The sequence below is a fragment of the Paenibacillus sp. AD87 genome (assembly GCF_001659845.1).
Taxonomy (GTDB): Bacteria; Bacillota; Bacilli; order Paenibacillales; family Paenibacillaceae; genus Paenibacillus; species Paenibacillus marchantiae.
Window position 1 is genome coordinate 2,512,722 of record NZ_LXQN01000007.1, and the last position, 13,718, is coordinate 2,526,439.

Below are 13,718 nucleotides of genomic sequence, written 5' to 3' on the forward strand. Positions count from 1 at the left end.
GTTATTTCAATGAATCCGGGGTGAACCTGTTGAAAATATTGACCCAATTAACAGACATGAACAACTTTACACCAAATGAAAAAAGCATCGCTTCTTATATTTTGACTCATAAGGAGCTAATGCTTCACCTGAATATTCAAGAGCTTGCCAAAGCTACATACACGTCACATTCTGCCATCAATCGATTGACTCATAAGCTTGGACTTTCGGGGTTTAAGGAGTTCAGCATTAAGCTTGCTCGAGAGTTTCAACAAGATGCTCAGAACATCTCCAATATCGATCCCAATTATCCGTTCGCTCTCGGTGAATCTTCACTCCAGGTGGCAAAAGATATAGCTGAACTAATGAAAGAAACGATTGAGAAAAACTTTGCTTTTATGGATGAAGCCTCTCTAACAGAAGCAGCCGATTTGCTGGATCAGGCGAAACGAATCTTCATCTATGCGTTGGGGGATTCTCAAATCCGCGCGAAGAGCTTTCAGAATAAATTGATTAAGATCAATAAATACGTCGTGATCACAACAGAGCTATCCGAATGGGCCTATCACACCATAAATCTTACTCCAAAGGATTGTGCCATTTTTCTGACCTACCATGAAAAATCGCCGATTTTCCTAAAGGCAGCCCAACATTTCTCGCGTGAAAAAATTCCATTTATCACGATTACCGCGAATCATCAAAGTGAGTTGGCCAAGATGAGTACGATCTGTATCCAGGTGCCGAATGACGAAACAAAACATGCAAAGATCGGTACATTTTCATCACAAATTGCCTTTGATTACGTATTAAACGTGATTTATTCCTGTATTTTTCAAATTGACTACGGCAAAAACATGCAAATGACTACAGATTCGTTGAAGAATTTCCAGTTGGATGAGTGATATGCAAGGAGTTCCTCAGTAAAATAAAGACTAAACTCAATATCAAGAACAGGAGTCCGCCTAATACGACGTACTGTGTACCCATTCCTGAAATAACGAGTCCTCCAACAGATGTGCCTGTTGCTACCCCCAAATTACCGGATGCTAGAAACAATCCATTCGAAAATTCGGGGGCTTCCGGTGCTGCTGATGTGATCCAATATTGACTAATGTTATTTCCTACAGCAATCATTATTCCAAAAACAAAAACAATGAAAGCCATAGGTCCAGTGAACTCTCCCATTAAGAATAATACAATGTATACCGCTCCCAAGATGAATGGGAACAAGGCTACAGATTTCAAGGGATTCGTAGTAAGCACTTTGCCTGCGACAATGTTTCCTAATATACTTGCCCCGCCAAATATGAATAACATTAAACTAATTGTGCCCCCATTTACATTCGTAATGGTTTCAAGATACTCCGCCAGATAACTGCTCACACCATACATCGCTGCATTAATAAAAATGACACCAATAATGGAAAGCCATGTTATTGATTTTTTTAAAACACTTAATTGTGATCCATAAGAAAGCCTTTGCTGAACAGGCATTGAGGGTACAAAGAGAAGCACAGCAAAGAATGCGATAGCGTTCACGATCGTAAAAAATAGCATGGCCATCTGGATTGAAGTGCTGCTACCAATAAAACTTGAGATCGGTGCACCAAGTACCATTCCTCCCGTTACGCCCATAAATACTTTGGAAGTTGCTCTTGGAGCGTCTTCCCTGTTAACGGAGGCTGCTGCCGCTGTCAAAGCGATGGAGACATATACCGGGTGTAAAAAAGCAGGAATGACGCGGGCTATTAAGGCTACGTTGAAGTTTGTCGCAAATATGGACACCATATTCCCCAGCACAAAAACACCAAGTACCAGCAACATGACCTTCTTGCGATTAAAACCCGAGAACAATAACGGCAACGTAGGACCAGATATTGCAACAGCAATGGCAAAGAGACTAACGAGTAATCCTGCTTTGGATACACTGATATGAAAGTGATCAGCCACTAAAGGTAATATTCCCACGATACCCATTTCAGTATTTAAAATACCGAAGACACCTATGGTTAATATAAAGATGAATAATGTTTTCTGTTTTTCCATAAAAATTGATCTCCTGCTTCCTATTCGTAGTGCATTCATTTTGCTTAACTCGTTGAACTGGAAATGTACATCAACTAATTAATGATCATATGTATATTATTATAAACAAGATCATAACATCTACAATTATTAAATACGTCCGATTTGTTTAATAATGCACATGACTATTCAATCTGTTAATTAAATTTGAAGAGGTAAGGAATTGGACTAAACTATAGCATTCATTTGATATACGTGCGCTTCATCATATAGCACCTGGAAGTTCTCTTGTGTTGATTATTTTATTTCCTATTGCAAAATGAACCTCGTGTCATTATTATTAAAATGACACGAGGTTCATTTTGATGAAACGGGAAGGAAGTGTGAAATGTCACCCAGACTAACAGATACTCAAAAAGAACGGAGAAATCTGCAAATACTTGAAGCAGCCAAACGGGTGTTTACCGAAAAGGGTTATGGTGCAGCGACGTTAAAGGATATCATTCAGGAAACTGGAATGAGCCGGGGCTGGATTTACTTGTATTATCAGACCAAAGAGGATATTTTCGAGGCTTTACTGGATTATCAGGACGCAGATTATGAACAGTATATCAATCAGCTAATGGAGTCCTCTTCCTCCATATGGGAAACGGTGACTACACTTTATTCCCAGCAGTGGCAGGAGCTCCATCGCTCTCCCCACGGAGGATTGATGCCTGCGTTCTATGAGTACTTTCTGGTCGGGTGGCGGGATGTGCCACGCCGCGAGCTGCTTCTTGAACGATATGAAAAGGGAATCGCACAGTTTGCGGAGCTGCTTCGGATCGGTGTGGAACGTGAAGAGTTCTCACCTGTCATGGACATCATGGATATCTCCAGACTTGCTGCATCCTTTCAAGAGGGAATTATGACCCACTACATCACAATCGGTCCTGAAAAAGCGAACACTCGAATGCAGTATGAAGCCCTAATGCTTTATTTAAAGAGTCTGCTCCATCCAATATCGATCAAAGAGTCGTAACATTAGGGGGAAAAGGAATGAAGACGCTTTTTCGTAATCCAACGTTCTGCAAGCTGTTCATTGCGGCTTTTACGTCACAGCTAGGAACCGTGATTGGAAATATGGCATTCGCCTTTTATTTGGTAGACAGGTACAGTGAGCGCCCATCACTCGCTACGATGGCGGAGCTGATGTATTCATTGCCCACCTTGGCTGTGTTCTGGATCGTCGGAGTCATCGCTGACCGATTCGACCGTAAGCATATTGCTGCCTACAGTGACTGGATCAGGGCAGGACTTACCCTGCTGTTGTTATTATTTGTTCATTATGACTTGCTGTTCTTCTGTTTTTTAATGCTCTTTTTACGCAGTTCGATATCCAAATTTTTTGGTCCCGCTGAAATGGGATTACTGCAAGGCAGCATTGATCAGGACCAATACGTTCAGGCCTCTGGCCTCAATCAGATGATCATGGGTATGTTTATGCTCTTTGGTATGAGCTTGGGCGCAGCAGCCTATCATTTTATAGGCATTCAAGGTGCCTTTATCATCGACGGCGTTAGTTTCCTGATCTCCGGTCTTCTGTTAGCTTGGGGAGATTTCCCCGAACGTGCCCGTATTCCCAACGGAAGAACCTCTATTCGGGAACTACGACTATCACTTCTCTTTAACGATTTTTGGCAAGGCCTTCGATATATTGCCGGGAATCGATTGCTTATTGTACTGATTAGTGGGTTTCTATTTTTCGGTATTGTAAACGGTGTCTTCTCTGTACTCCCCATCTTCGCCATGAAATACAAGTTAAGCCCCGACAATTACGTTGTTCATTCTTCGCTCATTACTGTCTTTTTGGGGATCGGCTTTCTGATTGGAAGCATCATCGCTCCTCGCTTAATCCAGCGCTTCACAAGAACTCCGATTTTGATATCGGGGCTGTTCATTTCCAGCTTGCTGATCGGAGGACTTGGAACAACCGTGCGGATTGAAGTCTATCTTTTTCTCATCCTGTTGGCGGGAATTGCCATAGCTCCCATTAACATTGCGCTGGGCAGTTGGATGCCAGAGCTTGTTCCTCCGCAGAATATGGGCCGAGTTAATTCATTGATCGAGCCGATTATGATGCTTGGGCACTCATTGGCTTTGGGAGGTATCGCCCTCGCCTTTCCAGTCTGGTTATCGGTCACCTGGCTTCATTACACACTGGCATTCTGCACGATCGCCGTCAGCTTTTTCTATCTAAAATTCCTGCCCTCCCTGGTTCGTAACCGATTGGTTTATGCGACGGCTGAGAAGGCCAGCGCAAATGGAAAAGAAGCCTAAACAAGATTCACCTGAGTGAATACCTGCCAGCCTCTTTCTTTTGAAAATGGAAATGTAGCAATAAGAACTACACGGAGTGTCCTTCTGTTGGTTTGACTTTTGAATGAACCCTTGTCGCCCATAGGATCAACACAGAGAAAATCATGATAGCGATACACATCCAGTACACATGACGAAATCCGAAGATTTGGGCAAGAATACCTCCACCCATGTTTCCCACAAGACGACCAATAATAGAGCCATTGTAATAGAGGGTCGTGGACTGTCCCGGTGAATGAGGCAACAAATCCGTGAAATAGCTTAGTCCATTCCCCATCACAATGGCTACATATATTGCCTGCAGGAGCTGCGCCGCGATAAGCTGCCAGGAATGGGTGGATAGACTTAAGATGGCGTAATAAAAAAGCCCCACAGAACAACCGATGATCAACAAAGTGTGGTTTGATATCTTCTTGCCCAAGGAACCTAATACAAGCATGATAGGGATTTCCAAACAAGCAGAGATACTAACGACCAATCCAACTTCCATCGGTGTACCCTGAAGCTCATGAACAATAAATAACGGTGTGTTGATGGTGTTCATCGCATTTACTGCAAACAGGAAGATAAAGGCGATAAACGGCAGCATGATTTTTTTGTTTTTCAGCGATGAAGTGTGTACGCTTTTTACTTTATCCTTATTTTGCTGGACTAATTTTCGTCTTTGTAGAAAAAAGAAAACAAGAAATGCGATGGTAATATAGATAAAGGACGTGCCCAGAAAGAGACCCTTATATCCAAGTACACCCAATATAACTGTACCGACAAGTGGTCCAATCAGGAAGCCTAAGGACACAAGTGAACGTAATATAGACATCGCGAACGTTTTATCATTGTTTTGACTTGCTACTGCCGATTCCTGTGCATAGGCGTAAATTTGCGGCATCGCAGGTGCGCCTAATCCACTAAAAAAAGTTATGACAACCAACAGAATAATGAATTGATCAAACACCAAATATGAAGCGTATCCCAACGCAGACGATAGCATTGCCAAAATAATTAACCATTTCCGATCCAAACCGCGATCTGACCGTTTGGCAATAAGCGAGTTGACCAGTACTCCACCTAATGAACTTACTGCCATGAAAACGCCAAAGGTTCCCATGCTCATTCCCAAAACTTCGGTGGCATACAAGGACAGATATGGCTGAGTAATTGAAATACCTATTCCGACCAGCAGAATGCAAATGATGAATAAACGATATCCTTTTATCTCAAACAGATTTTTAATCCGTGTAAACAAATTCTCACCTCCAGTCAGAACGCATTTCGTTAATAGCGAGAGAACGATTTTTCATTCTGATTCTCCTCTCTAAAAAAGTAAGGCTGTTGCCGTGTCTCTGTCATCCAATTATGCACCAAATGAATTTAAGACCGATAACCAATTCATCGCAAAAGATTGCCTAATCTTCTCAAGACCATTTATATATGGGATCTTCATGGTTTATAATTGGGCTATTCCGTTGAAGGAGTAAGGAGGATATTATGTCTAAGCCCATATATAAGCAACAGGAAGATCTTGCCCGTGTTATTCAGCAATATTCAGAACACGAAGGTTTAAATGAAACTGCGATTCCTTCTTTATTTTTTATTCGTCGCTCAGCAGTGACCGGTCCGAAGCATGCTGTTTACAAACCGTCCTTGTGCATTATTGTTCAAGGTGCAAAAGATGTATGGCTTGCCGAGGAGCGCTTCAGATACAGTCCAGCCGATTATCTTGTGGCCTCCTTGGACCTTCCGGTTACCGCACAAGTGGTTGAGGCTTCCTCAGACGCTCCCTATTTGGCTCTAAATCTTGTATTTACGCCGGAGCAAGTGCTGGATGTATTACGCGATACCGAATTGCGAGGTAGGCGGAAGGAAAATGCCAAACGAGGCATATATGTCAGCCCGACGGAGTTAACGATGTTGGATGCCCTAATTCGATTAGTCCGGTTGCTGGATAAACCAAAGGATATCTCGATATTGGCCCCTCTCTATATCAAGGAAATTCTCTACAGAGTTCTTGAAGGTGAGCATGGAGGCATGTTAGAGCAGATTGCACTTGAAGGAAGTGCTACGTACCGCATCCGAGATGTGATTGAACGGATTGTTAGTAGTTATAATCAAACGTTTCGCATCGAGGAGCTTGCGGAGATTGGAAAAATGAGCGTGGCTTCACTGCATAGACACTTCAAAGAGGTTACCGCCATGAGTCCTATTCAGTTCCAAAAACAATTAAGACTGCAGGAAGCAAGGCGTCTGTTATTGTCTGAATCGACGGATGCTGCGGATGTTGCTTTCCAGGTCGGCTATGAAAGTCCTTCACAATTCAGTCGTGAATATTCTCGCATGTTTGGTTTTCCGCCAAGAGAAGATGTAAAACGTCTACGAGCAATGACCCATTCAAATTAAATGCACACCAAAAACCCCTCAAGAAATGATCTTGAAGGGGTTTTGATTTGGCTTTTTAGAGTACTTTCTCCAAGAAGCTGATCGTCCGTTCATTTTTTGGATTCCCGAATATTTCGACAGGTGTGCCCTGCTCTACAACATATCCACCGTCCATGAAGACAACCCGATCCGCAACTTCACGGGCAAAACCCATTTCATGGGTCACGATAATCATCGTCATACCTTCGCTCGCAAGATCCTTCATTACACCAAGGACTTCGCCTACCATCTCGGGGTCGAGCGCCGAAGTTGGTTCATCGAATAACATAACGTCCGGATTCATGGCAAGCGCACGAGCGATTGCTACGCGCTGTTTTTGTCCGCCCGAAAGTTGGTTGGGATAGCTGTCAGCTTTATCCGACAAACCAACCCGATCCAGCAAACGAAGTGCCGTATCGCGTGCTTCCTGTTCTTTTAAAATCCCAAGTTCTCTGGGGGCAAACATAATATTTTTGAGCACACTGAAATGAGGAAACAGGTTAAAGTGCTGAAATACCATACCTATGTTCTCGCGAGCTTTGTTAATGTTCGTTTTGGGATCATTTAAATCTCGATCATCTACGATAACCCGTCCTGCTGTGATCTCATCTAACTGGTTAATACAACGCAAAAACGTACTTTTACCTGAACCTGAAGGTCCAATGACACAGACAACTTCACCTTCGTTGACCGATATATCGATGCCTTTCAGCACATGATTCGTGCCAAAACTTTTCTTTAATCCTTCTACTTTAATTTTACCCACGACGAACCCTCACCTCCAGGTAGTCAGCAATTTTAGTCAATGTGATGATAACAATCAGGTACATAATCGCAACAGTCAACCAAATGTCGAAAGAGGCAAATGTTCTTGCGATGACAATCTTACCGGATTGCGTCAGCTCCACCAGGCCAATAACAGACAAGATCGACGTATCTTTCAATGTTATAACCATCTGATTAATAAATGAAGGAATCATAACCCGTATGGCCTGAGGGATTACAATCTTTATCATCGCTTTGCGATAAGGAAGCCCCAATGAACGGGCGGCCTCCATCTGTCCACGATCAATCGATTGAATACCCCCGCGAATAATTTCCGTTACGTACGCTCCTGCATTCAGACTCAACGTCAGAATGGCGGCCAGGAACAGTGGCATGGTGAAGCCCATCGCCTGAGGAATCCCGAAATAAATAAAGAATGCCAGGACGATCAACGGTATCCCGCGGAAAATATCCACAAATACAGTAGCAACACCACGAAGGAACTTATTTTGACCCACTTTCATAAAGCCAAAGATCAAGCCGATGATAAAAGCGAAAAACAGCGAAATAATCGTATATAAGAGGGTATTTCCCAGACCTTTGAACAGTGCCGGCAGAGATTTTTGGACTAATTCCCAACGACCTTGGTTTGCGACAACGGCATTTTCACCAAGATATTTCTCGGTAATGCGCTTAAATTCACCGTTAGCCTTGATATTCACTAATCCTTCATTAAACATTTTCAGAAGTTCCTGGTTTTGCCCTTTACTTACTGCAAATCCGTAGGAAGCCCCGTCTTCTTTCTTGGTCACGATTTTCAAACCGTTATTCTGATTTGTCCCGAATCTTAGAACTGGTTCATCTTCAAAACATGCAATCGAGTTTCCAGTTTTCACATCATCATACATTTGCGAAGAATCGTCGAATGGAACAATGGTAAAACCATATTTTGAGGCGATAGACTCAGCAAAGCTGTATCCTTCTGTGCCCGTTTTCACGGCGACCTTTTTTCCGCGAAGATCTTCGTAGCTTTTTACAGTATCATTATTGGCACTAATCCCCATAACAACGCCTGATTCATAGTAATGCTCTGAAAAATCAAACTTTTGTTTGCGTTCATCCGTGATACTCATCCCGGCAATGACGCCATCCACTTGATTTGACTCAAGAGCTTGCACTGCCGCATTAAATCCCAGGGCTTTGATTTGATAATTGAAGTTCTGGTCTTTGGCGATCGCATCCAGCAAATCCATGTCGATGCCTACATAATCCCCATTTTCATCTTGATATTCAAACGGTGCAAATGTGATGTCCGTGCCGATCACATAGGTTTTACCTGAATTAGAGTTTGCATTGGCATCCCCCGACCATCCGGATAACCCCGCCACTAGGAGCAGAATTAGTGATAGTAGAAAAAATGAGACCTTGGTTGTTTTCATATGTCCTCCTCATCTCGGTGTTCTCCGAATCTTAATCATTTTCTTGTCATTGATGTTACTGTCGTACATTTTTAGGTGTCTTTGCACATTATATTGTTATTATTTGCAGTATATTAACAATCAATGCTTTCCCTAACATTCTTCATGTTCCTCCGCAACGTTTTATTTTACATCCATTTAAAGATCCACGTTATATTTACCCTTCAGGACAGGTTTTAAAAACCTAAAATGAACTTAAATAAAAAAAGTCGCCATATAGGCGACTCAATAACAGACAATATGATGATCTTCCCATGACAATTGCCAAGGTATTTAATCTTTCTTTATAAGAATGGACACTTCGGGTTATTCTTCAGCGAAAAATTTCGAAAGTGGATTTTCCACTTTTTTATCCAATGTTACCTTGCCCGTCTTGTCCAACATATAATACTGATAATAAGCGCTGCTGAATCCAATGGATTCTTGCATCTTCATCATAAATGGTTCAAGACTCCCACTGCTCAGATGATCTTCATTCCAGAAATAGTGCAGCATCAAACGATTTTGATTATAAGGGTGTTTGATCACATAGGCTCCCGCAGCAGACGGTTGGTTCATAGTCGTTTTCCATTGAAACCCGATATGGCTAGCACGGTCCATAATGCTGGATTTTAATGCTTGTACAAAACCATTTGATTTGGCGTTACCAAGTACAATCAGGTTGCTGGTAGCTAGTTCTTTTTTCATTTTTTGCTTCAATTCCTGCCGGTCCTGGATCAGGTCATACTTCACTCCGGTTAAATCCAGAAGAGTTGTCAGTTGGTTTACCATAGCTTCCTGTTGTTTGTTCGCTGCCTTGCTCACCTGATCACTGAGCACAATGGCTAACCGCTCACCTTGAAGGGCTTTATCCATCACACGGCTCATCGTTTCAAAAGGTAAATTCGGAACCTGAGTTAACGCTGATCCATACAACGATTGAAACTGATCATGCAGGTATGCCGTTTTCTCCTCATTCGACAGTTGATATTCGGGCTTCAGCGTAAAATTAGGCTCATATAAAGCCGTCTTCATATCATTACGCGCCTCCTTCCCCAGTACATCTTCTATCGTTTGCAGAAGTCCGTCAATCGTAGCGTTTTGGTACACATAGCGTTTAAAATACTCTTTCATAAAGGCATCGAATTTCTCTTCCCCGACGGAACGGTACAATTGATATATCGCTTGACGGCCTTTATCGTAATAAACTGGGCTTGCCCAATCTCCAACCTCGTCATTAGTTGAAGCAATAGCCTTATCCACAGTGGAATCGTCAAATTGGATGGACTTGAACCCATTCATCGTATCCCCCTGCTTCTCAGAAAAATAAACTTTGGAGAAATCTGCAAAGCCTTCGTCCAGGAAAGACTCTGTCTCCGAATTATTCCCGATTAACGCATGAAACCACTGGTGCGCGATTTCATGCACAAATACTGTGTCTTGTTCTGGAGCAGAATTTATTCCGATTTGCCCCATTTGGATAACTCTTGAATATTCGATAGCTACACCTTCTACATACGATTCAACAATCCGGAACTCAGGATAAGGGTATTTACCGTATTTATCACTGAAAAAATCAATGGCTTTGAATGCTTGATCAACATACCCATCAACGATCTTTTTCTTACCTGGCTGGTTGTCAAAATAATAATACTCTACGGTAAGGCCATTCCGGGTTACGCTGTCCACTTTGAAGTTCGGGCTGGCAAAGAAAGCAAACTCCCTCGTATTCTCGGCTACGGTGGATACCACTTTGCGTCCAGTCTCTGCATCATCCCGTGTGGTTATCGTACCAGGCATAACTACCTGATATTGATCGGGAACATTGAACTGAACTTCATAATCCGCGGAAGTATAATAATCCGTTTCAAATGTTTTACTATAAGGTTTGCTATCCCATTCATGCTTGGCCTCATCATAGACTGACATTACAGGGAACCAATGAGCCCCATTGATAATATCTTTGTAATACGATAACCGCTGTGAGCCATAGGGAATCTTCAGATTAAAGTGGACATGAACCGACACGGATTCACCAGGCTGAAGGGGTTGCTCCAATTTCACCGACATAGCTTGGTCTTTATTACTGAAATCAAGGGCTTGCCCACCGATCGTCACCTTCTCAATATCAATTCCTCCAAGAAAGTCTTCCGGTTTCTTATCAGGATTATTTTTGCTAATCTCTTCATTGGAATGTTTAAACATGGTCGTCTGTGTCGATTCCGAAAGGTTGGCATCAGCATAAGTATGAAAAACCAGTTGCTTCAATGTATCTTTACTTGTATTTCGGTAAGTAATGGATTCACTCCCCTCTATGGTCATCTTCTTCTCATCCAGCCGGGCTTGAATTTGATATTGGATAGGCGCTTGAGCCTGAATATCTTTTGCGGCCTGTGAAATAGCAGATACAGGAGCTGCATTAGCGGCAGCACTACCCATACTTATGATCGGGCATGCGGTCAGAATCATAGCGAGTGCGCTGATGGCTGTTATTCTGATTCGATTTGATGTGAATGAACGTGAATGATTGATATAAATCTCTCCCTCGAATGATTTTTGAAGCTCAGAGGCAAGTATAGAAGATCAACCTTACACTGGTTTAATACGTATCTTAAATTTCGTTTAAAAAAAGTAGCTGTTTGCATTAAATGAGTCTGACCTTAAAAGCAAAAAGTCGCCATTTAGGCGACTTTTTTTTGCTTTGTGACTCTTTCCGATTTTCAATTAAAGGTGTCACATCCGAATTATATAATCAGGTACGAAGCCAAACATTCATCTCTCCGGCTTGTCGATTACCCCATAAATAATAAGGGATTGCTTGGAGTTGTACCGGTTTTAATTTTTTGTGCAGCGGCTGGTATGGCTGATTCTCCAACCAAGTTGATTCATCGACAAGTAGTCCATCAACTTCTACAGTAATGCAGCCACCAAGCAGTTCAGGCGCATTGTGTTCTCTCAACTTTGGCTCCTCGGCAAATGAGAGTGAAGACAGTGGAGATCCATTATCCACTTGCTCCAGACAATAAACGAGCGGTCCGCGTTGGATGGCAGCTTTGCCAGCGTCCGATCGAATCAGAGGATGTGCTGCAATCAATTGGGTTTCCAGTGGCAATATCCACTGTACTGTATCACCATCGGACCAATTACGTTCCATTTTCGCATAACCATTTTCCTTACGATAATGTTGAGGTTCCCCGTTGATCTTTAATATTGGATCTTGGCTTTGATACCACTGAGGAATTCGGAGTGCAATCTCAAATGGTGCGGCTTTAGCATGATTGGAAGCAATAGAAATCGAAAATTCCACCTTCCCCTGCCACGGTAATTCAGATTGTTGGTGTACTGTCAATTGCAAACCGTCTCCTGTCACCCATTGTAGCTCACTGCCAATAAACAAGTGAACATACACCGTTTTTCCGTCATCGGTTACGTCGTAAATGTAATCATGAAGTGAACTTAATAAACGTGCCACATTAGGCGGACAGCATGAACAACCAAACCATTTCTGACGTACGGGCTTTACGTGATGTTTATCTGGATTTTTCTCACTCGCATCCGGGTATACCTCTAGTGGGTTTACATAGAAGAAATGTTGTCCGTCCTTGGACATGCTGCCAAGTACATTATTGTATAGTGCTCTTTCCATGACGTCAGCATAATCACTTTTGGCTTCCAATTGCAGCATCCGACGTGCCCAGAAAATCAGCCCAATGGAAGCGCAGGTCTCCGCATATACCGTATCGTTAGGCAAATCATAGTCGAACGTGAATGCTTCCCCCAAATGTGTTGCACCTATGCCCCCGGTAATATACATTTGCTTGCGCGTTGTATTGATCCAGAGCCGTTCGCAGGCTTCTCGCAAGCTTGAATCATTCGTGAAGCGTGCCAAATCGGCCATGGCGGTGTACATATACACCGCACGAACTGAATGACCTACAGCCACAGATTGTTCTCTCACAGGAAGATGAGACTGATAGACCTCAAGATTGGGAGTTCCTTGCGACCAAATATTCTTCCTTCCCCGGCGTTCCCATTCTTCCACAAAATAACTGGGTTGGTTGCCGCGTTCATTAATGAAATAACTGCTCAGATCCAAGTAACGCTGTTCTCCCGTAACGTTGTACAGTTTAACTAGGGCTAACTCTATTTCCTGGTGCCCGCAATACGCCTGAATTTTACCTGGCTCGGTTCCAAACATGCTGTCAATGAGATCAGCGAATCGACATGCGATGTCAAGCAATCTGCGCTTCCCTGTCGCTTGATAATATGCAACTGCTGCTTCAATCATATGACCGGCACAATATAGCTCATGAGCTTCATACAGATTGGTCCATTGTCTTCCAGGCTCTTTAATGGTGAAGTAGGTATTTATATAGCCATTTTCATGTTGAGCTTTACCAATCAGGTCAATCACTTCATCAGCGATGCTCTCCAGCTTGGGATCAGGATGGTTATCAAGCGAATAAGCAACCGCTTCCAACCATTTGTAGAGATCACTATCCTGAAATACCCATCCCCCGAATTCACCTTTCTCCAAGCCAGCTGCAATTCGGAAATTACGGATGGCATAGCTCGGCTCCGCGCCTTCGATTCGGTCATTTAGCGCTTCCCATTGATAAGGAATGACAGTCTGACGGACTAATTCGGAGTATTCTTTCCAGAAGGTGTCTTGAATGGCTACTTTGGCTTCTCGCATTATGGAATTCCTCCTATAAAATTGAC

General features: G+C 42.8%; 10 protein-coding genes. 4 read left to right on the plus strand and 6 right to left on the minus strand.

Annotated features, from left to right (window positions below; genetic code table 11):
* The first annotated feature begins 29 nt into the window (after nt 1-29).
* Entirely contained in the window at nt 30-881 is an 852-nt protein-coding gene (locus gpAD87_RS11020; protein WP_064638315.1) for a MurR/RpiR family transcriptional regulator, read from the plus strand.
* On the opposite strand, the gene gpAD87_RS11025 is transcribed toward gpAD87_RS11020, so the two are convergent.
* Nucleotides 844-2,025, minus strand: a complete 1,182-nt coding sequence (locus tag gpAD87_RS11025; RefSeq protein WP_064638317.1) for an MFS transporter — start codon at nt 2,023-2,025, stop codon at nt 844-846. The two genes, gpAD87_RS11020 and gpAD87_RS11025, sit on opposite strands and share 38 nt — an antisense overlap.
* 367 nt (nt 2,026-2,392) lie before the next feature.
* On the opposite strand from gpAD87_RS11025, the gene gpAD87_RS11030 reads away from it, so the two are divergent.
* On the plus strand, nt 2,393-3,025 hold the full coding sequence (locus gpAD87_RS11030) for a TetR family transcriptional regulator (protein WP_064638320.1): 633 nt from the start codon (nt 2,393-2,395) through the stop codon (nt 3,023-3,025).
* Between the two features lie 17 nt (nt 3,026-3,042).
* Nucleotides 3,043-4,323, plus strand: coding sequence for an MFS transporter (locus tag gpAD87_RS11035; protein ID WP_064638321.1), 1,281 nt, complete (start codon nt 3,043-3,045; stop codon nt 4,321-4,323).
* A 67-nt stretch (nt 4,324-4,390) separates the two neighbouring features.
* On the opposite strand, the gene gpAD87_RS11040 is transcribed toward gpAD87_RS11035, so the two are convergent.
* On the minus strand, nt 4,391-5,605 hold the full coding sequence (locus gpAD87_RS11040; protein WP_064638324.1) for a sugar efflux transporter: 1,215 nt from the start codon (nt 5,603-5,605) through the stop codon (nt 4,391-4,393).
* Between the two features lie 242 nt (nt 5,606-5,847).
* On the opposite strand from gpAD87_RS11040, the gene gpAD87_RS11045 reads away from it, so the two are divergent.
* Complete coding sequence (locus tag gpAD87_RS11045; protein WP_064638327.1) at nt 5,848-6,756, plus strand: AraC family transcriptional regulator; 909 nt, start codon at nt 5,848-5,850, stop codon at nt 6,754-6,756.
* A gap of 55 nt (nt 6,757-6,811) precedes the next feature.
* Here the strand turns inward: gpAD87_RS11045 and gpAD87_RS11050 are convergent, their stop codons facing one another.
* The 4 genes from gpAD87_RS11050 to gpAD87_RS11065 all read right to left on the minus strand — a co-directional run bounded on the left by gpAD87_RS11050 (nt 6,812) and on the right by gpAD87_RS11065 (nt 13,692).
* The gene (locus tag gpAD87_RS11050) at nt 6,812-7,540 is read right to left on the minus strand and encodes an amino acid ABC transporter ATP-binding protein (RefSeq protein ID WP_064638330.1); all 729 of its coding nucleotides are present in this window, start codon (nt 7,538-7,540) and stop codon (nt 6,812-6,814) included.
* Nucleotides 7,533-8,978: an amino acid ABC transporter substrate-binding protein/permease gene (locus tag gpAD87_RS11055; RefSeq protein ID WP_064638332.1), complete on the minus strand. Its 1,446-nt coding sequence runs from the start codon at nt 8,976-8,978 to the stop codon at nt 7,533-7,535. Before gpAD87_RS11055 ends, gpAD87_RS11050 begins: the two co-directional genes overlap by 8 nt.
* 345 nt (nt 8,979-9,323) lie before the next feature.
* Complete coding sequence (locus gpAD87_RS11060) at nt 9,324-11,465, minus strand: M1 family metallopeptidase (RefSeq protein ID WP_157258448.1); 2,142 nt, start codon at nt 11,463-11,465, stop codon at nt 9,324-9,326.
* A gap of 283 nt (nt 11,466-11,748) precedes the next feature.
* The gene (locus gpAD87_RS11065) at nt 11,749-13,692 is read right to left on the minus strand and encodes a glycoside hydrolase family 127 protein (RefSeq protein WP_064638336.1); all 1,944 of its coding nucleotides are present in this window, start codon (nt 13,690-13,692) and stop codon (nt 11,749-11,751) included.
* Nucleotides 13,693-13,718: the final 26 nt, after the last annotated feature.